This window comes from Streptomyces sp. NPDC028928, assembly GCF_055564915.1.
Window position 1 is genome coordinate 883,853 of the sequence record NZ_JBVHVI010000001.1, and the last position, 25,098, is coordinate 908,950.

Below are 25,098 nucleotides of genomic sequence, written 5' to 3' on the forward strand. Positions count from 1 at the left end.
GACCCTAGGCACCGGGGCCGGAGCCCGCCTGTCCAACCGGCCTGAACGGCTCCCACCCGTACCCGAGTGGCGGGTCAGCCGTCGGGTACGAGGTCCGCCCAGACCTGCTTGCCGCCGCTGACCGGGACCGTCCCCCACGCCGCCGACACGGCCTCCACCAGCAGGATGCCCCGGCCGCCGGTGGCCTCCCAGCCGATGCTGGCGGGCTTCACGGGGCTGCGCGGGGAGGAGTCGGCGACGGCGAGCCGCAGCCGGTGGTTGACCAGGCTCATGTCGAGCCGGACCGGGCCGCCGGTGTGCACCAGGGCGTTGGTGACGAGTTCGGAGACGACCAGCAGGGCCGCGTCGAGGGTGTCCTGGGACACGCCCCAGGAGCGCAGGGTGCGCCGGGTGAAGCGGCGGGCGTGCCGGACCGCCTCCGGCACCCGCCACACCGTCCAGCTCTCCCGCAGCGGCCGTACGGCCAGGCCGTCGTAGCGCATCAGCAGCAGCGCCACGTCGTCGCCGCGGTGGGCGCCGGTGAGCAGGGCGTCGGCGACCAGGCCGAGGTGGGCGGGGTCGGCGGCGGCCAGTTCACGGGCGAGGCGGTCCATGCCGGCGTCGAGGTCGGTGCCGGGTGACTCCACAAGGCCGTCGGTGGTCAGCGCGAGCACGGTGCCGGGCTGGAGGCGCAGCGGGGTCATCGGGAAATCGGCCTGGGCGAGCACGCCGAGCGGCGGGCCGCCCTCGGCCTGCGCGATCTCGGCGGTGCCGTCCGGGTGCCGCAGCACCGGCTGCAGATGCCCGGCGCGTACGCACCAGGCGGTGCCCTGCTCCATGTCGACGTCGACGTAGGCGCAGGTGGCGAAGAGGTCGGTCTCCATGTCCAGCAGCAGCCGGTTGGCGTGCGCGACGACCACGTCCGGGGAGTGCCCTTCGGCGGCGTAGGCGCGCAGCGCGGTGCGCATCTGGCCCATCAGGGTGGCGGCGCCCGCGTTGTGTCCCTGGACGTCGCCGATGACCAGGGCGACGTGGTTGTCGGCGAGCGGGATCACGTCGTACCAGTCGCCGCCGACCTCCAGGCCCGCCGTGGTGGGCAGGTAGCGGGCGACGGCGACCGCGCCGGGCAGCCTGGGCAGGCGGCGGGGCAGCAGGGTGCGCTGGAGCATGCCGACGAGTTCGTGCTCGGCGTCGAAGGCGTGGGCACGCAGCAGGGCCTGGCCGGCCAGGCCGGCGCAGGCGGTGAGCAGGGCGCGCTCGTCGGGGGCGAACTCGTGCGGGCGGTCCCAGCCGATCAGGCAGGCGCCTGCCATGCGGCCGCCGGCGGGCAGCGGCAGTACGGCCAGGCCGCCCGGGCCGACCTCGGCGAGGGCGGGCTCCAGCGGGCTGCCGGCGGGCCAGATCCGGGCGCGGCCCTCGCGCAGCGCGGCGGCCAGGGTGGGCATGGCGCGGACGGGGGCGTCGGGCCACTCGGTGCGCCACTCGCTGCGCCACACGTCGGGCCAGGCCTCGGGTTCGGGCGGGTCGAGGACGGTGACGACCAGCCGGTCGTTCTCCAGTTCGGCCAGGGCGATCCGGTCGGCCTGCAGCGGTCCCCGCAGGGCGGCGACGACGGCCTGGCCGACGTCCTTGACGGTGCCGGCGGTGGCGAGGGCGGCGGCCAGCCGCTGCACCCGGGCCACGTCGGTGACGTCGGAGCGCAGGGTGGAGGCGTCGGCGACGGTGCCGACCAGCCGGGCGGGGCGGCCCTCGCCGCCGGGCTGCAGCCGGCCGCGCAGCCGCAGCCACCTGGGCCGGCCGCCTGGCTGCAGGATCCGGAACTCCAGCTCGCGGTCGCCGATGGACATGTGGTCGGCCTCGACCACGGACATCAGCGCGGGCAGGTCCTCGGGCACCGCGCGGCCGAGCAGGGTCTCCACGCGGCCGTCGAAGCTGTCCCGGGCGATCCCGAACAGCCGCAGGATGGCCTCGCCGACCTCGACCCGGCCGGTGTCCATGGACAGGCTGAAGGCGTCCTCGGGCAGCTCCCCCGTCTCGCCGGCGGCGGGCGGGGCGGGGACGGCGACCGCGCGGGCGATCAGTTCCAGGCAGGCCCGGTCGTCGGTGCCGAAGCCGCCGGGGTGCTCGCCGACCGCCAGCAGGCAGCCGCCGCCGGCCGGGCCGAGCGGCAGGACGGCCAGGGAGAAGTCCGGGGACGGGGTGCGGCGGGCGTCCGGGCACCCGGCCAGTTCGGCGGGGCCGAGCCACCGGGGGCGTCCGGTGCGGTGGGTCTCGGCGACCGGGAAGGCACCGGCGGCCGGATAGCAGTCCCTCAGGCCGTACAGGGTGCGGGGCAGGCCGGCCGACTCGGCCAGGCAGAGCTGGGCGGGGTCGTCGCCGGGCGTGTACACCCCGGCGAAGGACACCCCGGCGAGCACCAGCGCCTGTTCGAGGAGCCGGCGGAGCCGGTCGGGGGTCGGCGGGGACGCCATCAGCGAGGCGAGGGCGACTTCGGCACGCTCCGGCGCCGTTCTCGTCCCGCTGACCGCAGCGCCCTCACTCACCACGTCGCCATTACAGCGCGTATGAGCCGCCCGCGCAGCCCCTGTGACCGGCGTCAGGCCCTGCCTGACAGGTCCCGTCGTCGCCCGGGCCGGTGTCGGACAGGCCCTAGCCGGGCGTCGTGCGGATGCCCTTGCTGAGGGTGGCCGTCACCGCGGCGGCGGTGACCAGCGCGGGGAAGACCAGCAGGGCCGGTCCCGGGGCCCAGCGGGCGAGCAGCGCGCCGGCCAGGGCGGGGGCGAGCGCGGCGGCCGAGCCGGCGGCGAGCAGGACGCCGCCGACCACGCGACCCTGGAGGTGGTCGGGGGTGACGGCGGCCTGGTGGGCGAAGAGGGCGGCGTTGGCCGTCGGCCCGAGGAACACGGCGGCGGCCAGCGGTACGGCGGCCGGGATCGTGCCGGCCAGCAGCGCGCCGACCGTCATCAGCGCGGCGGTCGCCCAGCACAGCAGCGTGAGCAGGACGGGCAGCCGCAGCCGCCGCTGGAGCGCCGGGGCGGCGAGGGCGCCGAGGAGACCGCCCAGCGCGAAGACCGTGCCGGCGACACCCACCAGGAACGGGGAGACGCCGGCCCGGCGCAGCGCGAGGGTCATCGCGAAGACCATGCCCGTGAAGGCCATGTTCAGCGGAGCGGCGATCAGCAGCAGGGCCCGCAGGAACGGGTGCCCCAGCAGGAAGCGCAGGCCCTCCGCGGCGGACGCGCCGACGGGCGGGGCCGGCTCCCGCCGCGGCTGCTGGAGGGGGCGCCGGATGCGGCTGACGGCCACGAGGGACAGCAGGAAGCTCAGCGCGTCGCAGAAGAAGGGCAGGGCCCGGCCGAGTCCGAACAGCAGGCCGCCCAGGGGCGGGCCGGCCAGCGTGACGCCGTAGGTCCGCGCCTCGTTGCGGGCGACGGCGGAGGTGAGCCGGTCGGGGCCGACCAGGGCGCGCACCGAGGCGTGCTCGGCGGTGCTGAACACGGCCGTGGCGGCGGCGCCGGCCACCACCACCGCGAGGATCACCGGCAGGCTCGCCGTGCCGGCCGCGACCGCCCAGCCGAGCAGGGCGTACGCGGCGAGCCGCAGCGCATCGCAGGCGATCATCAGCCTACGGCGGTCGAACCGGTCGGCGAGGACTCCGGCCGGCAGCCGGCACACCAGCGTGGTGACGAGCCCGGCGGTGCCGACGAGCCCGGCCCGGGCCGGGGACCCGGTCTGCTGCAGCACCAGCAGGGGAAGCGCCAGATCCACCATGGCACCGCCCAGGTCGGACAGGCACTGCCCGGTCCACAGGAGATTGAAGTCCCGGTTCCGCCACAGACCGGGCCGGGCGGCCTCTTCGCCGAGCGACGCCCGGGTCATGCGGGATCCTCACCGCCCGGATCCGTGGTGGAGATCACCAGCAGTTTCGTCACGGAGCCGTCCTCGGCGACGACGTCGCGGACGTGGCGGAAGCCCAGGCGGTCGCACATGGCCAGGCTGGCGGTGTTCTCGGCGCCGACCATGCCGTAGGCCTCGGTGAGTCCGAGGTTGTCGGCGGCGTGCCGGAGCAGGCCGCGGACCGCCTCCCCGCCCAGGCCGCGGCCCCAGTAGCCGGGGGCGAGCGCGGTGACGAGTTCGTGGCCGTCGACGTTGCCGGTCGGCTTGACCTCGGCGTGGCCGACGTAGCTGCCCGCGAGCCACAGTCCCCAGACGTCGAAGCGGCGCTGGGGGTAGACGTCGGTGAGGATGGCGCGGAACAGCTCCCGGACCTGCGGTTCCGGGACAAGCTCCTGGCCCATCCAGCGGCACACCTCCGCGTCGCGCAGCAGGGCGACGAAGACGTCCTCGTGTTCGGGCCGGTAGGGGAGGAACTCCAGGCGTGCGGTGCGCAGAACGGGCGTGGTCATGGCGGGCTCCTCGGGAGTGATGCGGTGGGGCGGGGGCCGAGGGCGGTGGGGCGCCGGGACGGCGGCGTGGGGGGCGTCGGGTGGGTGCGGCACGTGGGGGGGCGGCCACCGCCGGGCCGGCGTGCATCCCGCCGGCCCGGTGTGGTCCCGGCGGTCAGGCGCCGGCGTTCTCCATGCGCTCGCGCAGGCTCTTGGGCCGCATGTCGGTCCAGACCTCGTCGACGTACGCGGAGCACTCGGCCTCGGTGCCCTCCTTGCCGACGGGCTGCCAGCCCGCGGGCACCTCGATGTCGACGGGCCACAGGGAGTACTGCTCCTCGTCGTTGCGCAGCACCTGGTAGCGGGTGTTCTCGTCCATGTCGTCTTCCTTCGTCGTCCGGTTCGGGTGAGGGTGGGCGGTGGTCAGCGGAGCGTCGGTGGTGAGCGGGGGCCGGGCCGGGCGGTGCGGCGGGCCGGCGCCTCGCGGGTCCGGAGGGTCGTCACCGGCCTCCCCGGGCGTGCCGGGCGAGGTGGCGCAGGGCCGCGGCGAACTCCTCGGCCACCCGGCGCACGGTCGCCGTGTCGTGGACGCCGGGCCGGTGGTGCCAGGTGAAGGAGAGCCGGCCGTGCTGCACCGCGCCCACCACCTCCAGCAGATGTGAGCCCGGGTCCCGGGGGTCGTGGTCCTGCCCGAAGGAGCCGTGTTCGGCGCGGACCAGGCCGCCGTCGGCGGTCTCGGGGCGGGCGTCCCACTGGCCGAGGTAGTTGAACACCACCTGGCTGTGCGCGCTGCCGCCGAGGCGTGCGCGGACCTCGGGCGGGCCGAAGGTGCGCAGCGCGCCGAAGCCGATGCCGTTGCCGGGTACGGCGCGCAGCTGGCGGCGCACCGACTTCACCAGGGACCGCCAGTCGCGGTCGGGGCCGAGGTCGCCGGGGTCGGGCACCTGGAGGGCGACCGGGTAGACGGTGGTGAACCAGCCGACGGTGCGGGAGAGGTCGACGCCGTCGAGCAGGTCCTCGCGGCCGTGTCCCTCCAGGTCCAGACGGACCCGGTCGCGTCCGGTCCAGCGGGCCAGCGCCAGGGCGAGCGCGGCGAGCAGTACGTCGTTGACCCGGGTGCGGTAGGCGGCGGGCGCGGAGCGCAGCAGGGCCGTGGTGTCCTCCTCGCCGAGTTCCACGCCGACCGTGGCGACCGGGGCGATCGGGGCGGTGGGGGATGCCGGGGCCTCACCGGACAGGGACCCCTCGTCGGATGCGGACCCCTCCCTGGATACGGACCCCTCGCCGGGTGCCGGGGCGGGTGCTTCCTCGGTGCGCACCGCTTGTTCCCAGTAGGGCAGTTCCTGGTCGAGGCCGCCCTCGGCGACGTACCCGGCCAGTCCTCGGGCCCAGTCCCGGAAGCTGGTGCTCCGCTCCCCCAGGGTGACGGTCTCGCCCTGGACGGCCTGCCGGTAGGCGGTCTCCAGGTCGTCGCGGAGGATGCGCCAGGAGACGGCGTCCACGACCAGGTGGTGGGCGACGAGGAGGAGGAAGGCGGGCCGGTCCGGGTCCCCGGTGAACAGGGCCGCCCGCAGCTGCGGACCGTCGGACAGGTCGAAGCTCGCGTGGAGTTCGTCGGCGGCCTTGGCCATGGCCGTGTCGGCCTCCTCCGGGGAGAGGCCGGTCAGGTCGTGCCGGACGAGGAGGTCGTGGCCGACGGCGGGCGGCGGGTTGAACTGCCGCCAGCCGTCGGCGTCCCGGGTGAACCGCATGCGCAGCGCGTCGTGGTGCTCCAGCAGCGCGTCGAGGGCGGCGCGCAGCGCCCGCGGGTCGGGGGTGCCGTCGAGTTCGAGCAGCGCGGACTGGTTGAAGTGGTGGTGGGCGGCGCGCGGGGTGGTGAGGAACCACTCCTGGATCGGGGTGAGCGGCACCTCGCCGGTCACCGGGCCGTCCCCGGTCCGCCGGGACACGGCGCGGACCACGGTGGCGAGTTCGGCCACCGTCTGGTGCGTGAACAGGTCCCGGGTGGCGACGTGCAGCCCGTCACGGCGCAGCCGGGAGACGACCTGCATGCTGAGGACGGAGTCGCCGCCGAGCGCGAAGAAGTTGTCGTCGGCGCCGACCTCCTCGATGCCCAGCACATCGGCCCAGATACGGGCGATCCGGCGTTCGGTGTCGGTGCGCGGCGCGGTCCTGGGGCCGTCCGCGGCCTGCACGGGCCCGGGTGCGGGCAGGGCCCGCCGGTCGGTCTTGCCGTTCGGGGTGAGCGGCAGCCGGTCGAGGGTGACGAAGACCGCCGGGACCATGTGCGGGGGCAGCAGCCCGGCCAGGTGCAGCCGCAGCTCGCCGACGGGCAGCCCGGCGCCGGACGGCTCGGCCGGGACGACGTAGGCGACGAGCCGGGCGGGCGCGCCGGGCGTCTCCTCCGCGCGTACGGCCACGACCGCGTCCCGGACCAGGGGGCTGCGGCGCAGTGCGCTCTCGATCTCGCCGGGCTCGATGCGGAAGCCGCGCAGCTTGACCTGGTCGTCGGCGCGTCCGGCGAAGACGAGCCGGCCGTCGGCGGTCCAGCGGACCAGGTCCCCGGTGCGGTACATCCGCTCTCCCGGCGCGCCGAACGGGTCGGCGACGAACCGCTGGGCGGTGAGGCCGGGCCGGCCCAGGTAGCCGCGGGCGAGCCCGGGCCCCGCGAGGTACAGCTCGCCGGTCACGCCGGGCGGTACGGGACGCAGGGCGGCGTCGAGCACGCGGACGCGGGTGCCGGCCGCGGGGCGGCCGATGGGCGGGGCGCCGGTGCCCGGGGTCAGCGGGCCGGTCCAGGTGGCGACGACGGTGGCCTCGGTGGGCCCGTAGGAGTTGATCATGCGGCGGCCGGGGGCCCAGGTGTCGACCAGGTCGGCGGGGCAGGCCTCGGCGCCCACGATGAGCGTGCGCAGGCGGGGCAGTGCCGCGGCGGTCTCCGGCGGGACGGTGGCCAGCGCCGCCGGGGGGATCAGGGCGTGGCTGACGTGCCGCTCGGCGAGCACCTCGGCCAGCCGCTCCCCGACCAGCGGCCCCTCCTCGCCGGTGACCAGCGCGGCCCCGCCGAGCAGGGAGACGCACAGCTCCAGCACGGAGGCGTCGAAGCTGGGCGAGGCGAACTGCAGGACCCGGTCGCCGGGGCCCGCCGCGTACTGTTCGGCGGCGGCCGCGGCGAAGGAGGCGAGGCCGCGGTGGGTGACCACCACGCCCTTGGGGGTGCCGGTGGAGCCGGAGGTGTAGATGAGGTAGGCGGGGTGGGCCGGCGTGAGCGGCGCCGTGCGGTCGGCGTCCGTGGGTGCCGTCTCGGGCCCGTCGGCGGCCCACACCTGGGCCGGGTCGCCGAGGACCAGATGGGCGCCCGCGTCCCGGATCATGAACTCCCGGCGCTGCGGCGGGTAGTCGGGGTCCACGGGCAGGAAGGCACCGCCGGCCTTGGCGACCGCGAGCTGGGCCACCACGGCCGCCGCCGAGCGGGGCAGCGCCAGCGCGACGACCCGCTCCGGTCCGACCCCGTCCCGCAGGAGCCGGTGGGCGAGCCGGTTGGCGGCCCGGTCCACCTCCGCGTACGTCAGTTCCCGCTCGCCGTCCACGAGGGCCACCGCGTCCGGCGTACGGGCCGCCTGCCGTTCGAAGAGGGCGGGCAGGGTGGACTCGGGCACCGGGCGGAAGGTGCCCCGGCCCTGCTCCAGCAGGGTCTTCAGCTCGTCGTCGGAGGTCAGCGGCAGGGCGCCGAGCGGGCGGCCCGGGTCCTCGGCGACGGCGTGCAGCAGGGTGCCGAGCTGTCCGGCCATGCGTTCGGCGGTGGCCGGGTCGAACAGGTCGGTGTTGTAGGTGAGCAGGCCGTGCAGGTCGCCGGAGCCGGTCTCGGCGAACTCCAGGGTGAGGTCGAACGCGGCCTGCTCGGAGTCCGGTTCGACGTCGGTGACGTCCAGTCCGGGCAGGTCGAGGGCGGCGGCCGGAGTGTTCTGCAGGACGACCATGACCTGGAAGAGCGGGCTGCGGCTGGGGTCGCGGACCGGGTCCACCTCGTCCACGACCCGCTCGAACGGCACGTCCTGGTGGGCGAAGGCGTCGAGGACGGTCTGCCGTACGGCGGTGAGGAACCCGGTGAAGGGCTCCTCGGCCCCGGCCCGGGAGCGCAGCACCAGGGTGTTGACGAAGAACCCGACGACGCCCTGGGTCTCGGGCCGGTCGCGGCCGGAGGTGACGGTGCCGACGGCGATGTCCTCGGTGCCGGAGAGCCGGGCGAGGTAGGCCTGGGCGGCGGCGACGAGCGTGGTGAACAGGGTGGTCCCGTGTTCCCGGGCGAGCCGGGTCAGCCGCCGGACGGTCCCGGCGGGCACGACCAGCCGGGTGGTCGCGCCGGCGCTGGTCCGCACCGGCGGGCGGGGCCGGTCGGTGGGCAGCTCCAGCGGTGCGGTGTCGGCCAGTTGCCGCTTCCAGTAGGCGAGGTCCGCACCCCTGTCGCCGGCGGCGCGCTGCCAGTGCGCGTAGTCGGCGTACTGCACCGGCAGCGGCGGCAACTCGTCTCGCTCGGCGCCGAGTCCGGCGCGGTAGAAGTGGGCGAGGTCGCCGAGCAGGACGGAGGTGGACCAGCCGTCGGTGACGATGTGGTGCAGGGTGAGGGTGAGGACGTGGTCCTGCTCGGCCAGCCGGACCAGTCCGGTGCGCAGCAGCGGCCCCTGACGCAGGTCGAAGGGGCGGGAGCGTTCCTCGGCGAGCAACTCCCGCAGCGCCGCCGCGGGTTCGGCGGCACCGGACAGGTCCCGCACGGGCAGGGGTACGTCGTGGGGCGGGTGGACGAGCTGTACGCCGTGTCCGTCGACGCTGTCGAAGGTGGTGCGCAGCGACTCGTGCCGGGCCACGAGGGCGGCGAGGGCCGCGCGCAGGGCGCCGGTGTCCAGGGCGCCGCGCAGCCGGAGGGCGAGCGCGGTCACGTACTCCGCGCCGCCAGGGGCGAACTCCTCCAGGAACCAGAGGCGTTGCTGGGCGTACGACATCGGTGCGGCCCCGTCGCGGGCGGTCGGGACGATCACCGCCCGGCCGCTGCCCTGCCGGGTGCCGAGCAGGCGGGCCAGGCCGGCCGGGGTCGGGTGGGTGAACACCTCGCGCGGGGTGAGGTCGGTGTCGAAGGTCTCGGCGAGGCGGGAGGCGAGCCGGATGCTGAGGATCGAGTCGCCGCCGAGCTGGAAGAAGTCGTCCTCCACACCGGGTGGTTCGCTGCCGAGCACCTCGCCGAAGACGGCGGCCGTGCGGCGCTCGGCCTCGGTGCGCGGCTCGACCCGGACGCGCCCCGGCAGGGCCTCCGGTGCGGGCAGGGCCGCCCGGTCGACCTTGCCGTTGCGGCTGAGCGGGAGGGCGTCGAGCTGGACGACGGCGGTGGGGACGAGGTAGTCGGGCAGCGTACGGGCGGCGAAGGCCCGCAGCTCCTCGGGGTCCGCCCCGGCCGGTCCGACGACGTAGGCCACGAGCCGTTTGGCGCCCGGGCGGTCCTCGCGGGCCAGCACGGCGACGTCCACGACGTCCGGGTGGGCGGCGAGCACGGCCTCGACCTCGCCGGGCTCCACCCGGAAGCCCCGGATCTTCACCTGGTCGTCGGCGCGGCCCAGGAACTCGACGGTGCCGTCCGGCAGCCGCCGGGCCAGGTCGCCCGTGCGGTACATACGGGCGCCGGGCGGGCCCCAGGGGTCGGCGAGGAAGCGGGCGGCGGTGTCTCCGGGGCGGCCCAGATAGCCGCGGGCGACGCCCTCGCCGGCCAGGTACATCTCGCCCGCGCAGCCGGGTGGTACGGGCCGCAGCCGGGCGTCGAGAAGGTGCACGCGCATGTCGTCCAGCGGCCGGCCGATGGGGACGGTGCCGGGGACGGCCGCCGGGTCCGTGAGGGCGTGGGAGGTCGCGAAGGTCGTGGTCTCGGTGGGCCCGTAGCCGTCCACGACGGTCAGGCCCGGGCAGGCGGCCAGCACCCGGCGCACGGCCTGGGCGGGGACGACGTCGCCGCCGGTCCACACCTGGGTCAGGCCCCGGAAGCAGTCGGGGGCGTCCTGCGCGAGCAGCCGGAACAGTCCGGCGGTCAGCCACAGCGCGGTCAGCCCCTCGTCGGCGGCCAGCCGGCGCAGCAGGGCCGCGTCCACGCTGCCGCCCGGGGCCACGACCACGCAGCCGCCGTTCAGCAGCGGTGCCCACACCTCGAAGGTGGCGGCGTCGAAGGCCACCGGCGAATGCAGCAGCACCCGGTCGCAGACCCCGCCGGCGAACCGGCTGTCGGTGGCCAGCGCCGCAACGTCCCGGTGCCGCACCGCGACCGCCTTGGGCAGGCCGGTGGAGCCGGAGGTGAACATCACGTAGGCCAGCCGGTCGGGATCGGCGTCCGGCATCCGCCGCGCCAGGGCGCCGGGCGCGGGCCGGCCGGGCTCCGGGGCCGGGGCGCCCTCCGCTTCCACGCGCATGCCGTGCGCCGACAGGCCGGGGCCGAAGCCCGGAGTCCGCTCCGCCTCCTCACCCGTACCGGGCGCCGACAGGCCGAGACCGGAGCCCGGAACACGCTCCGCCCCCTCACCCGTACCGGGCGCCGACAGGCCGAGGCCGGAGCCCGGGGTACGCTCCGCGGTCGGTCGGCCGGTGTCGGTGGGCGACACGTCGGCGGTCGGTGTCCGGTCGTCCACCGCGCCTGTGCGGGCGGCGGCCACCTCGGCGGTGGTGAGCCGGACCGTCGTGCCCGCCTGGGCGAGCAGGGTGCGGCGGCGTTCCTCGGGTGCCCGGGTGTCGACGGGGACGTAGGCGCCGCCGGCCATGAGCACGGCGAGCTGGGCGACGACGAGTTCGGCGGAGCGGTCCATCAGCAGGGCCACCCGGTCCTCGGCCGCCAGCCCGCCGGCCACCAGCCGACCGGCCAACGCACCGGCCCAGTCGGCCAGTCGGCGGTAGGACAGCTCGCGGTCGCCGTCCCGTACCGCGATGGCGTCCGGGGTGCGGCGGGCCTGCTCGGCGAAGAGGTCCACCGGGCTCGCCGGGGCGGCCGGGCGGGCGGTGGTGTTCCAGGCGGCCAGCAGGTCGCGGTCGGCCGGGGTGAGCAGGTCCAGGCCGGCCAGGTCGGTGTCGAACCCGTCGGCGAGGGCGGTGAGCAGGGCGGCCAGCCGGTCCGCGGCGCGCTCGGCGGTGCCGGGGTCGAACATGGCGGGGTCATAGGCGAGGTCGAAGCCGAGCCGTCCGGCCAGGTGGGCGCGCAGGCACCAGGGGAAGGTGGTGGCGTCGTCGGCGCGGACCTCCTCGACGCGGACGCCGGTGCGGGCGGTGGCCGCCTCGTCCACGGGGTAGTTCTCGAACACCACCATGCTGTCGAACAGCGGCTCGCCGGGCGGGACTTCGCTGACGGCCTGGATGCGGGGCAGGGCGAGGAAGTCGAAGCGGCGGGCGTCGCTCTGCCGGTCCTGCAGACCGCGCAGCCAGGGCAGCACCGGCCCGGCGGGGACGCGGACGCGGGTCGGCACGGTGTTGATGAACATGCCGATCATGCCTTCGACGCCGGGCAGTTCGGCCGGGCGGCCGGAGACGGTGGTGCCGAACACCACGTCGTCGCGGCCGCTGGAGCGGGCCAGCAGCAGCGCCCAGGCGCCCTCCACCACGGTGTTGACGGTGAGGCCCGCGCGGGCGGCGGTCTCCCGCAGCCGGCCCGAGACCCCCGGGTCCAGCTCGCGGTGGACGGCCGCGGCGGAGCGGGCCCGGTGGGCCTCGGCGGGGGTGCGGTCGTACGGCAGCGGGGTGCGGGCGGTGAACCCGGCCAGCGTGTCGGCCCAGTGCCGTTCGGCCGCCGTCTCGTCCTGCTCGCGCAGCCAGTGCAGGAAGTCGGCGAAGGGCCGCCGTGCCGGGGGCACCGGGTCCGGGCCGCCGGTCAGGGCGGCGTACCGCTCGCACACCTCGGTGAGCAGCTGCCCGGTGCTCCAGCCGTCGAGGACGATGTGGTGGGTGGACCACAGCAGCAGCACCTCGTCGCCGGGCAGGGCGGCCAGGGTGAGACGGGTCAGCGGCGCGGTGGTGAGGTCCATGCCCGCGGCGCGGTCCTCGGCGAGCAGCCGCTCGGTGGCCTCGGCGCGCCGCTCGGGCGTGAGGGCGCGCCAGTCGAGGTGGGTGACGGGCAGCTCGGCGCGGTGGTGGACGACCTGAACGGGGTGGGGCAGGCCCTGCCAGTGGACGCTGGTGCGCAGCGCCGGGGTGCGGTCGGCGACCTGCTGCCAGGCGGCGGCGAAGGCGCGCGGGTCGGACACCCCGGACAGCCGTACGGCCGTACGGTCGAAGTAGGCGTGCTCGGTGTCCACCAGGCCGTGGAAGAGCATGCCGGACTGGAGCGGGGTGAGCGGCAGGACGTCCTCGACGTGCCGGCCGGTGCCGACGAGCCCGTCCAGCTGGTCCTGGCCGAGACCGGCGAGGGGGAAGTCGGAGGGGGTGCGGCCGCCCGCGTCGGGGTGGGCGCAGTGGGCCACGATGTCCCGCAGGGCGGCGAGCGTCTCCTCGGCGAGCCGGCGGACGGTGTCCTCGTCGTGGACGGCCGCCGGGTAGGTCCAGCCGAGTTCCAGGCGGCCCTGCTGTACCACTCCGGTGATGTCCAGGACGTAGGGACGGGGTTCGTCGGGGTCGGTGTCCCGGCCGGCCGGGGGCAGGGCGCCGCGGAACAGGCCGCCGGTGCCGCCCGTGTCCCACTGTCCGTGGTAGTTGAAGCCGACCTGCGGCGCCGGGGCACCGGCGAGCGGGCTGCCGGGGACGAGGTGGCGCAGGGCGCCGTGGCTCAAGCCGCGCGACGGCACCGCGCGCAGCTGCTCCTTGACCGTACGGAGGGTGTCGTGCCAGCCGGCGTCCGGGTCGACGCGCAGGGCGAGCGGGTACTCGGCGGTGAACCAGCCGACGGTGCGGGAGAGGTCCACGTCGTCGAAGAGGTCTTCCCTGCCGTGGCCCTCCACGCCGAGCAGGACGGTGTCCCGCCCGCACCAGCGGGCCAGGGTGCGGCCGAGGGCGCTGAGCAGGACGTCGTTGACCTGGGTGCGGTAGGTCTCGGGGACCTGCCGCAGCAGGGCGTCGGTGGTCTCCTCGTCCAGGGTGACCGTGAGGGTGGCGGCGGTGCCGTGGGTGTTCGGGCCGGGCCGCCCGGCGGGCAGCTCGGCCGGTGCCGCGCAGGTGCGCGTCCAGTGCGGCAGGTCGGCGTCCAGCGCGCCGGAGCGGGTGTGCCGGTCGAGCCGTGCGGCCCAGTGGCCGTAGGAGGTACCCGTGGCGGGCAGCTCGACGTCGCGGCCGGCCGCGGCGGCCTGGTGGGCGGTCTCCAGGTCCGCCAGCAGGATGCGCCAGGAGACCCCGTCGATCACCAGGTGGTGGGCCGTGACGACCAGTTGTGCCGGCAGCTCGGGGCCCCGGTCGAAGAACAGGACGCGGACGGCCCGGCCCGTGAGGGGGTCGAGTGCGGCCTGCGTCTCGTCCGTGAGCCGCTGCACCTCGCGCTCCAGCGCCGCGTCGTCCAGTGCGGCCATGTCGTGGCGGGTGAAGACGCCGTCCGGGGCCTCGGGCAGCACCTCCTGGCACCAGCCGTCGCCGGTGCGGTGGAACCGGGTGCGCAGGGCCGGGTGGTGGCGTACGAGGGCGTCGACGGCGGACCGAAGCGCCGGCCCGTCCGTGCCGGCGGCGAGTTCGAGGCGCTGGGTCATGGTGAACCGGAGCCGCTGCCCGGGTTCGCGGCCGTCCAGGTACCAGTGCTGGATCGGGGTGAGCGGCGCCTCGGCCGTCTCCTCCTCGGCGGCCGGCCGTGGGGCCGACTCGCGGATGCGCAGGGCGAGTTCGGCGACCGTCTGGTGGCGGAAGACGTCCTTGGTGGTGAGGGCGAGTCCGGCCTGCCGGGCGCGGGAGACGATCTGGATGCTCAGGATCGAGTCGCCGCCGAGCGCGAAGAAGTTGTCGCGGGCGCCGACCCGTTCGACGCCGAGCACCTCCGCCCAGATCGCCGCCAGCCGCTCCTCGGCGCCGGCCCGGGGGGCGACGTACGGGGTGGTGCTGTCGGGCTGGGCGGGCGGGGCGGGCAGGGCGCGCCGGTCGGTCTTGCCGGTGGTGGTGCGGGGGATGCGGGCCAGCGGGACGAACGCGGCGGGCACCATGTGGTCGGGCAGGGTACGGCGCAGGGCGAGCCGCAGTTCGTCGGCGGACGGGGTGCGGCCGGCGGACGGCACCACATAGCCGACGAGCATGAGCCGGCCGGCGTGTTCGCGGGCGGTGACCGCGGCGTCGGCGACGTCCGGGTGGTCCAGGAGTGCGGCCTCCACCTCGCCGGGCTCGATGCGGAACCCGCGGATCTTGACCTGTTCGTCCACCCGGCCCAGGAACTCCAGCAGCCCGTCCCGGTCCCAGCGGGCCCGGTCCCCGGTGCGGTACATCCGCTCCCCCGGCGCGCCGTACGGGTCGGCGAGGAAGCGGGCGGCGGTGAGACCGGGCTGGTTGAGGTAGCCGCGGGCCACCTGTGCCCCGGCCAGGTACAGCTCGCCGGGCACCCCGGGCGGCACCGGGCGCAGGGCGCCGTCGAGGACGTAGGCGCGCAGGTTGCCGCCGGGCCGGCCGATGGCCGGGCGGTCGGGCCGGTCGCCGGCGCGGCCGTAGACGGCGTCGACGGTGCACTCGGTGGGCCCGTACATGTTGTACACCGCCACGCCCAGCTCCCGTTCGGCGCGCACGAGTTCGCGCCAGCCCGCCGGGGTGACGGCCTCGCCGCCGACGAGCAGCAGGCGCGGGTGGTGGCGGCCGGGGGCGAGCAGTCCGGCGGCGGTGAGTTCGCGCAGGAAGGACGGGGTGACGTTCACCAGGTCGAGGCGGCGGGCGGCGACCTGGGCACAGAAGGCCTCCGGGTCCAGGCGCACGTCCTCGTCGACGAGGTGGACCTCGTGTCCGAGGGCGAGCAGCAGCGGCCCTTCCCAGGAGGTGTCGAAGGAGAAGGAGGCGCTGAGCGCGGCCCGCAGCCGCCGTCCGCCGGCGGTGTGCGGGGCGAGCAGGCCCGCGCGGTGGTCGTGGCAGAGGTTGACCAGCTGGCGGTGTTCGACGGCGACGCCCTTGGGGCGGCCGGTGGAGCCGGAGGTGTGGACGAGGTACGCGGTGTGCTCGGGCAGCAGGGGCCGGACGCGGTCGGCGTCGGTCGGGTCGTGGGCGGGCAGCCGGTCCCAGGGGACGGTGCCGAGGTCGGTGAGCAGGGTGTGGGGGCGGGCGTCGGCGAGGAGGAAGTCCTGGCGTTCCCGCGGGAGTCCGGGGTCGAGGCAGAGGAGAGTCGCGCCCGCCTTGAGGACGGCGAGGAGCGCCACCATCAGGTCGGAGGTGCGCGGGAGCCGTACGGCGACGACGTCCTCGGGGCCCGCGCCCTGGGCGATGAGGTGGTGCGCGAGCCGGTTGGCGCGCTGGTTGAGCGCGGCGAGGTCCAGGGTGGTGTCGCGGGCCACCAGGGCGGTGTGGTGCGGGGTGCGGGCGGCCTGGGCCTCGAACAGGGCGGGGAAGGTGGTGTCCGGCTCGGGCAGCCGGGTGCCCTGCCCGTACCCGAGGACCTGCCGGTGCTCGTCGTCGGTCATCAGCGGCAGCCGGCCCACGGGCAGCCCGGGGTCCTGGGCGGCGGCCTCCAGCAGGATGCGCAGCCGGGCGGCGAGGCGTTCGGCGGTGTCGGCGTCGAACAGTCCGGTGTTGTACTCCAGGTGGCCGGTGAGCCCGCCGTCGGACTCCACGAAGTCGAAGGCGAGGTCGTAGGTGGCGGTGCGGACCGGCGGGGTCAGCGGCTCCACCGCCAGGCCGGGCAGCCGGGGCGGTGCGGCACCGAGGTTGTGCAGGGCGACCATGACCTGGAACAGCGGGGTGCGGCTGGTGTCCCGCTCGGGCTGGACCGCGTCCACGACACGCTCGAAGGGGACCTCCTGGTGGGCGAACGCCTCCAGGACGGTGGTGCGGACCTCGGCGAGCAGTTCCCGGAAGGGCAGTCCGGGGCGGACCCGGGCGCGCAGCACCAGGGTGTTGACGAACATGCCGACCACGTCGTGGAGTTCGGGCCGTTCGCGGCCTGCGGTGACGGTGCCGACGCTGACGTCCTCCTGGCCCGCCCACCGGGCGAGCAGGACCTGGCAGGCCGTCACCAGGGTCATGTAGAGGGTGGCGTCGGACTCCCGGCCCCGCTCGCGCAGCCGCTCGGTGAGCGCGGCGGGCAGGGTGAAGGTCACCAGGGCGCCGTCGCGGGTGCGGACGGCGGGGCGCGGCCGGTCGGTGGGCAGCTCCAGCGGGGTCACGCCGTCCAGGGCCCGGCGCCAGTGGGCGAGTTCGGCCTCGGCGCGTTCGGCGCGGGTGCGCTGCCAGGCGGCGTAGTCGGTGTAGCGGACGGGCAGGTCGGGCAGGTCGGGGCGGCGGTCCGTCAGGGCCGCCGTGTACAGCTCGCCCAGGTCCCGGGCCAGTACGCCGGTGGACCAGCCGTCGGTGACGATGTGGTGCGCGGCCAGGACGAGGACGTGCTCGTCGGGGGCGAGCCGGGCCAGGCGGGCCCGGAAGAGCGGCCCGGTGGTCAGGTCGAAGGGGGTGGCGGCCTCGCGGTCGAGGAGGGCGTCCAGGGCGGTGGTGTCCGCGAGGTCGTCCAGCGGGAGGTCCACGGGCCGCGGCGGGTGGACGGTCTGCCGGGCCTGGCCGTCGTGTTCGGCGAACGTGGTGCGCAGGGCCTCGTGCCGGGCGACGAGACCGTCCAGGGCGGTGTGCAGGGCGGCGGTGTCGAGCGGGCCGCGCAACCGCAGCGCGGACAGGGTCGTGTACTCGGTGCCGCCCGGCTCGAACCGGTCGAGGAACCACAGGCGTTGCTGGGCGTACGACAGCGGTGCCGGCGCGTCCGGGGCGGCGGCCGGGATCACGTCGGCGGTAGTCGTGGCCCGGGGCTCGCCCAGCGCGGCCGCGAGGCCGGACAGGGTGGGGTGGGTGAACAGCAGCCGGGGCGAGACGTCCGTGCCGAAGGCGGCGCGCAGCCGGGAGGTGACGCGGACGGCGAGGATGGAGTCGCCGCCGAGGGCGAAGAAGTCGTCGTCGGCGCCGACCTCGTCGGTGTCCAGGACGTCGGTCCACGCGGCGGCGACCAGCCGCTCGGCCGGGGTGCGCGGCGCGGTCCGGGTGGTGTCGGCGGCGAAGCCGTCGGGGCCGGGCGCGGGCAGGGCGCGCCGGTCGAGCTTGCCGTTGACGGTGAGCGGCAGCGCGGCCAGCGGGACGTAGGCGGCCGGCACCATGTGCGCGGGCAGCAATCCGGCCAGGTGGGCGCGGAGTTCGGCGGCGGGCGGGGGCGGTACGGCGCGGTCGCCGGTGCCGGTGCCGACGACGTGGGCGACCAGCCGGCGGGTCCCGGCGGTGTCCTCGTACACGCCGACGGCGGCCGCGCCCACGCCCGGGTGGCTGTGCAGGGCGGCCTCGATCTCCCCGGGTTCGATGCGGTAGCCGCGGATCTTGACCTGCTGGTCGGCGCGGCCCAGGTAGTCCAGGGTGCCGTCGGCCCGCCGGCGGACCCGGTCCCCGGTGCGGTACATGCGGGTGCCGGGCCTGCCGAAGGGGTCGGCGACGAAGCGGGTCGCGGTGAGGCCGGGCCGGTTCAGGTAGCCGCGCGCCAGGCCCTCGCCGGCGACGAACAGCTCGCCGACGGCGCCGGGCGGCACCGGCCGCAGCGTGTCGTCGAGGACGTACAGCCGCAGGTCGGGGATGCCGGTGCCGATGGGGCTCGCGGCGCCCGCGCCGGCCGCCCGGCGGTCCAGCGGGGCGTAGGTGACGTGCACGGTGGTCTCGGTGATGCCGTACATGTTGACCAGGCGAGGCGCGGTGTCCGGGTGGCGGGCGTACCAGTCGGCGAGCCGGGTCACGTCCAGCGCCTCGCCGCCGAAGATCACCGTGCGCAGCGCCAACCGCGCGCTCACCTCGGGGAGTTCGGCGTCCGCCCGGCTGAGCGGGTAGAACGCGGAGGGGGTCTGGTTGAGGACGGTGACCTGTTCGTCGGCGAGCAGGCGCAGGAAGTCCTCCGGGGAGCGGGCGGTGTCCTCGGGCACGATCACGAGCCGGCCGCCGTGCAGCAGCGGGCCCCACAGCTCCCACACCGAGAAGTCGAAGGCGTAGGAGTGGAACAGCGTCCACACGTCGTCGGGGCCGAAGCCGAACCACTGCCGGGTGCGGGTGAACAGCCGGACCACGCCCGCGTGCGGGACGACGACACCCTTGGGCCGGCCGGTGGAGCCGGAGGTGTAGATGGCGTAGGCGGGGCTCTCGGGCAGCGCCCGGCGGGCCGGGCCGGCGGCCGGGCGCCGGTCGAGGTCGGCGCGGACGCCGGGCTCGTCCAGCGGGAGGAGCGGTACGGCTGTTTCGACTGCCGTACCCGTGGTGGTCACCAGGGCCACCGGCCCGGTGTCCGCGAGCAGCTGCCGGACGCGTTCGGCGGGCAGCGCGGGGTCGATGGGCAGGTAGGCGGCGCCGGTCTTGAGGACGGCGAGGACGGCCACGACGAGGTCGGTGGAGCGGGGCAGCGCGAGGGCCACGTACGTCTCGGGGCCGGCGCCGAGTTCGGCGAGCCGGTGGGCGAGCCGGCCCGCGCGCGCGTCGAGGGTGGCGTAGTCGAGCCGGTCGTCGCCGCAGCTGACGGCCTCGGCGTGGGGGGTGCGGGCGGCCTGGGCGGCGAACAGGGCGTCGAGGGTGTCGGCGGGCCTGCCCTCCTCGGTGCCGTTCCCGTCGGCGAGCAGCCGGCGCCGCTCCTCGGCGGTCGTCCAGGCGAGGGCGCGCACGGGCCGGTCCGGGTCGTCGGCCAGCTCGGTGAGCAGCAGGCACAGCCGGTCGGCGAGGCCGCGTACCGTCGTGGCGTCGAACAGCTCGGGGTCGTAGGCGAGGTCGAAACCGAACCGCTCGCCCTGGTAGGCACGCAGGACGAGGGGGTAGTTGGTGGCGTCGCGGGCGGAGACGTCCGCCAGGCGTATCCCCGTACCGGCCGAACGGGCCTGGTCGAAGGGGTAGTTCTCGAAGGCCACCATGCTGTCGAACAGCGGGGTGCCGGCGGGGACGTCGCTCAGTGAGGTCAGTTCGGCCAGGGACACCGCCGCGAACCGCCGTGCCTCGGCCTGCGCCTGCTGGAGCTCCCGGAGCCAGGCGGTGGCACCGCGGCCGCCGTCCACGCGGACGCGGGTGGGCAGAGTGTTGATGAACATGCCCACCATCGACTCGACGCCGGGCAGGTCGTCGGGGCGTCCGGAGACGGTGGTGCCGAACAGCACGTCCGGCTCGGCGCTGTAGCGGGACAGCAGCAGCGCCCAGGCGCCCTGCACGACGGTGCCGAGGGTGAGTCCGGCCGCGCGGGCGGTGCGGGCCAGCCGGGCGGAGACCTCGTCGGACAGTCCGGCGGTGTGCACGCGGCCGGAGCGGGTCTCGTGGTCCCGGCGCCGGACGCGGTCGGCGGGCAGCGGGGTGGGGGTGGCGAACCCGGCGAGCACGGTCCGCCAGTGCGCGCGGGCGGCCTCGGTGTCCTGGCCGGCGAGCCAGCGCACATAGTCGCCGAACGGCCGCCGTACCGGGGGCCGGGACGCGGTGCCGGCGGTGAGGGCCGCGTACTCCTCGAACACGTCGGTGAGCACCTGGGCCAGGCTCCAGCCGTCCAGGATCAGATGGTGGGAGGTCCACAGCAGCTGCAACCGGGCCTCGGGCAGCCGCACGAGGGTGAGGCGCATCAGGGGTGCGGTGCCGAGGTCCAGGCCGCGCGCGAGGTCGTCCGCGCGCAGCCGGCCGAGCCGTCGGTCCCGTTCCTCCGGGTCCAGTTCCCGCCAGTCCAACTGCTCGACGGGCACGCTGACGTGGCGGTGCACGACCTGGAGCGGCACCGGTACGTCCTCCCACACCACCGAGGTGCGCAGCGCGGGGGTGCGGTCGGTGACCCGCTGCCAGGCCAGGGCGAGGGCGTCGGGGTCGGTCACCCCGTCCAGCAGCAGGGCGGCCTGGTCGAGGTAGACGTCGTCCGGTCCGCCGACCAGCCGGTGGAAGAGCATGCCCTCCTGGAGCGGGGTGAGCGGCAGCAGCTCCTCGACGTCCCGGCCGTCCCCGGCGAGGCGGTCCACGCCGGCCTGGTCGAGGCGCGCGAGCGGGAAGTCGGACGGGGTACGGCCGCCCGCGCCGGGCCGGGCGCAGTGCTCGGCGATGCCGGTGAGCGCGCGCACCATGCCGTCGGCCAACTGCCGTACCGTGCCGGCCCGGTGCACCTGGTCGCTGTAGTGCCAGGTGATCTCCAGCTCGCCGTCGGCGACCAGGGCGGAGACGTCCAGGAGGTGGTCGAGGGGGGCGCCGGGGTCCATGTCCCGGCCGGGTACGTCGGCCGCGGGCGCGAAGTCCCGCCCGGCGGGCGCCTCCCACTGCCCGTGGTAGGTGAAGCACACGTCGGGCAGCGGGAGTTCGGCGAGGGCCCGCGCGGCGCGGTCGGGGGATCCGAGGTGGCCCAGCGCCTGGTAGCCCAGGCCGCGGCGGGGCACCGCCCGCAGCGCTTCCTTGACGGCCTTGAGCGTGGCCCCCCAGTCGGCGGGGCCCGCCGGGGTCAGGGTGACCGGGTACTGGGTGGTGAACCAGCCGACGGTGCGGGACAGGTCGGCGCCCTCGGCCAGGTCCTCCTCCCGGCCGTGGCCCTCCAGGGCGACGGTCACCCGGTCGGTGCCGGTCCAGTCGGCCAGCACCCGGGCCAGCGCGCTCAGCAGTACGTCGTTGACCTGGGTGCGGTAGACGGGCGGCACGCGGCGCAGCAGGGCCTCGGTGGTGGCGCGGTCCAGCCGGGTGCGGACGGTGCGCACGGATCCGGCGAGCGGGGTGCCGGGGAGGTCGACGGGGAGCGGGGTGCGCGGCAGCGCGGTTTCCCGCGTCCAGTGGGGCAGGTCGTCGTCCAGGTCGCCGGCCCGCACCCGTCCGGCCAGCTCGCGCGCCCAGTCGGCGAACGGGGTGTGCTCGGGCTCCGGCCGGGGCTCCTCCCCCGCCGCGGCCTGCCGGTAGGCCTCTTCCAGGCCGGCCAGCAGCACCCGCCAGGAGACGCTGTCGACCGCCAGGTGGTGGGCGGTGACGAAGAGTTGCGGGCTGGGTCCGCCGGTGAGCAGGGCGGCGCGGAACAGGGCGCCGGTGGCCGGGTCCAGCGCCGCGCGGGCGGCCTCGGCGGCCTCCTCCGGCGAGGTCCCGGGGCCGTGCCGGGTGAGCAGTCCGGTGGCCGGGCCGGTGCCGGGGTGCTGCCGCCAGGTGCCGTCGGTGCGGGTGAAGCGGGTACGCAGGGCGGGGTGGCGGTCCACCAGGGCCTCCAGCGCCCGTTCCAGCGCCCGCTCGTCCAGGTCGTACGGCAGGTCGAGCAGCATCGACATGCTGAAGTGCCGCAGCGGGCCGTGCGTGGTGAGGAACCACTCCTGGACCGGGGTGAGCGGGGCGGGCCCGTCCTCGTGCGGGCGACGGGGGGCGGGCAGGTCGGCGGTGCGGCGGGACTCCGCGGCGCTGTGGGACGCGGCGGCGGCCAGATCGGCGACCGTCTGGTGCCGGAAGACGTCCTGCGAGCCGATCCGCAGACCGGCGGCGCGGGCGCGGGAGACGGTCTGGATGCTGAGGATGGAGTCGCCGCCCAGCTCGAAGAAGTTGTCCGTGACGCCCACCCGGGCCACGCCGAGCACCTCGGCCCAGATGGCGGCCAGCGTCTCCTCGTCGGGGGTGCGCGGGGCCACGAACTCGCCGTCGCGCTCGGTGGTTTCGGGAGCGGGCAGGGCGCGCCGGTCCAGTTTGCCGCTGGTGGTCAGCGGCAGCGCGTCCAGCGGGGTGAAGGAGGCGGGCACCAGGGCGTCCGGCAGGGTGCGGCGCAGGGCAGCCCGCAGCTCGGCGGGGGCGGGCCGGGGTGTACCGGGCGCGGGGACGACGTAGGCGGCGAGACGGGTGTGGCCGTGCGCGTCGGGTACGGCGACCACCGCGGCGGCGGCGATGCCGGGCAGCTCCAGCAGGGCGGCCTCGATCTCGCCGGGCTCGATGCGGTGGCCGCGCACCTTCACCTGGTCGTCGGCGCGGCCGAGGTAGTCCAGGCGGCCGTCGGCGGTCCAGCGGGCCAGGTCGCCGGTGCGGTACATACGGGTGCCGGGCGGCCCGTAGGGGTCGGCGAGGAAACGGGCGGCGGTCAGTCCGGGGCGGTGGGTGTAGCCCCGGGCCAGCTGGGCGCCCGCGAGGTACAGCTCGCCGCCGACGCCGGGCGGCACCGGTTGCAGCCGGTCGTCCAGCACGTAGGCGCGTACCCCGGGCAGGGGTCGGCCCACCAGCGGGCGGTCGCCTGCGTCGATGCGGCAGGACAGCGCGTCGACGGTGCACTCGGTCGGGCCGTAGAAGTTGTGGGCGGTCACGTCCGGGTGGGCGGCCAGTTCCCGCCACAGCGCGGGCCCGACCGCCTCGCCGCCGAGCATGAGGACCCGGGGGCGGTGCCGGGGGTCGGTGAGCAGGCCGGCGGGCAGCAGCTGCCGCAGGTAGGAGGGGGTGACGTCGAGGAAGTCGACGCGGTGTTCGACGACGTACTCGACCAGTGCGGCCGGGTCCATCCGGGTCGTCTCGTCGACCAGGTGCAGCGGGTGGCCGTCGGCCATCAGCAGCACGCCTTCGAGGGAGGTGTCGAAGGAGAAGGACGCGGTGAGCGCGACCCTGAGGGGGCCGCCGCCGGCCTCGGCGACGAAGCCGGCCCGGTGCGCGGCCAGCAGGTGCGCCGCCGCGCGGTGGGACACGGCGACGCCCTTGGGGCGGCCGGTGGAGCCGGAGGTGTGGATGACGTACGCGGTGTGCTCGGGGTGCAGCGGGGCGCGCCGGTCGGCGTCGGCGGGGTCGGTGTCCGGGGCGGTCGCGGGTACGGCGCGCAGGGCGGCCTCGTCCAGGACGAGGGCCGGGCGGGCGTCGTCCAGCAGGTAGCGGACGCGTTCTTCGGGCAGGGCCGGGTCCAGCGGCAGGTAGCCGGCGCCGGACTTCCAGACGGCGAGGATCGCGGTGATCATGTCGGCGGTGCGCGGCAGCCGCAGCGCGACCAGCCGTTCGGGGCCGGCGCCGAGCGCGATGAGGTGGTGGGCGAGCCGGTTGGCGCGGGCGTTGAGCGTGGCGTAGTCCAGCCGTTCGCCGCCCGCGACGAGGGCGAGGGCGTCGGGGGTGCGGGCCGCCCGGCGCTCGAAGAGCACCGGGTAGGTGGTGTCGTCCACGGGGTGGAGCGGGCCGGTGCTCCAGTCGTGGACGACACGCCGTATCTCGTCCCCGGACAGCAGGGGCAGGCTGCCCAGTGGGCGGTCCGGTGCCTCGGCGGCGCCCTCCAGCAGGCGCAGCAGCTGTCCGGCCAGCCGCTCGGCCGTGACCGCGTCGAACAGGTCGGTGCGGTATTCCAGCAGGCCGGTGAGCGCCGCGCCGTCCGGCACGAACTCGATGCTCAGGTCGAAGGTGGCGGCCTGCCGGGGCACGGTGACCGGGGTGGTGGCGAGGCCGCGCGGGGCGGTCGCGGCGGGCGGGTCGGGGTGCAGCAGGACCATGACGTCGAACAGCGGGTTGCGGCCCGCCTCGCGGGGTGCGCCCACCGCCTCCACGATCCGCTCGAACGGCGTGTCGCCGTGCGCGAAGGCGTCGCCCACGGTGCCGGCCGCCTTCGCCAGCAGCTCGCGGAAGGAGCCGGAGGCGTCGACCGGGGTGCGGAGCACGACCGTGTTCACGAAGAACCCGACGGTCCGTTCGAGGTCGGTGCGGGACCGGCCGGGGGTCAGGGAGCCGACGGTGATGTCGTCCTGGCCGGACCAGCGGGCCAGCAGCGCCTGGACGGCCGCGACCAGGGCGGTGTGGAGGGTGCTGTGCTGTTCTCTGGCGAGGTCGCGCAGCCGGGCGGTGAGGCGGGCCGGAACCGTGAAGGTGTGGACGGCGCCCTGCCCCGCCTCCTCGCCGCGCCGGGGCCGGTCCAGGGGCAGCTCCGGGGCGACGGCGCCCGCCAACTGCTCCTTCCAGTAGGCGAGGTGGCGTTCCAGGCGGGGGCCGGAGAGCTGTTCGCGCTGCCACACCGCGAAGTCCGGGTACTGCGTGGCCGGCGGGGGCAGGTCCGGTCGGGCGCCGCGGGCGAGGGCGTCGTAGACGGTGCACAGCTCGTCCTGGACCACGCCCATCGACCAGCCGTCCGTGACGATGTGATGGGCCGTCAGCAGCAGGACGTGCGCGGTGGCGGACTCGCGCAGCAGCAGGGCGCGCAGCAGCGGACCGTGCCGCAGGTCGAAGGGGCGGGAGTACTCGGCCAGCAGGTCCGCGTCCAGGTCGCCGGCGTCCCGGACCGGCAGTGGCACCGGGCCGGCGGGGTGCACGCGCTGCACCGGGCGGCCGTCGGTCTCCTCGAAGGTGGTGCGCAGGGCCTCGTGCCGGGCCACGACGGCGGTGAGGGCCTCCCGCAGGGCCTCGCGGTCCAGCGTGCCGGTGAGGCGGACGGCGACGGCGCTGTTGTAGCGGGGGTCGCCGGGGCGCAGCCGGTCCAGGAACCACAGCCGCGCTTGTGCGAAGGACAGCGGCAGCGGGCGGTCCCGGTCGGCGCGCGGGATGCCCTGCCGGGCGGCCGGGGCCGCGCCGCCGGCCCGTCCGGCCAGCCGCCGTCGCAGCGCCTCCCGCATCTCCTCGGGCAGCGCCTCGGCACGGTCCCGCCGGGAGGGCCGCGCGGAGCCGGAGGGGTTCGAAGGGGTCGAAGACGTCATGGTCG

5 protein-coding genes are annotated in these 25,098 nt (G+C 76.3%); all 5 read right to left on the minus strand.

Annotated features, from left to right (window positions below):
• Positions 1-74 precede the first annotated feature (74 nt).
• The 5 genes from ACZ4U1_RS03990 to ACZ4U1_RS04010 all read right to left on the minus strand — a co-directional run bounded on the left by ACZ4U1_RS03990 (position 75) and on the right by ACZ4U1_RS04010 (position 25,093).
• Positions 75-2,525 (minus strand): SpoIIE family protein phosphatase, encoded by a 2,451-nt coding sequence (locus ACZ4U1_RS03990; protein ID WP_467899264.1) that lies wholly within the window; start codon positions 2,523-2,525, stop codon positions 75-77.
• Between the two features lie 103 nt (positions 2,526-2,628).
• Entirely contained in the window at positions 2,629-3,858 is a 1,230-nt protein-coding gene (locus tag ACZ4U1_RS03995; protein WP_467899266.1) for an MFS transporter, read from the minus strand.
• Positions 3,855-4,385 carry a GNAT family N-acetyltransferase gene (locus ACZ4U1_RS04000; RefSeq protein WP_467899269.1) on the minus strand — a complete coding sequence of 177 codons (531 nt, stop codon included), beginning with the start codon at positions 4,383-4,385 and terminating at the stop codon, positions 3,855-3,857. The genes ACZ4U1_RS03995 and ACZ4U1_RS04000 overlap by 4 nt, the downstream gene beginning before the upstream one ends.
• A gap of 154 nt (positions 4,386-4,539) precedes the next feature.
• Positions 4,540-4,743: an MbtH family protein gene (locus ACZ4U1_RS04005; protein ID WP_014676677.1), complete on the minus strand. Its 204-nt coding sequence runs from the start codon at positions 4,741-4,743 to the stop codon at positions 4,540-4,542.
• 121 nt (positions 4,744-4,864) lie between these two features.
• Positions 4,865-25,093, minus strand: coding sequence for a non-ribosomal peptide synthase/polyketide synthase (locus tag ACZ4U1_RS04010; RefSeq protein WP_467899271.1), 20,229 nt, complete (start codon positions 25,091-25,093; stop codon positions 4,865-4,867).
• Between the last annotated feature and the right edge of the window lie 5 nt (positions 25,094-25,098).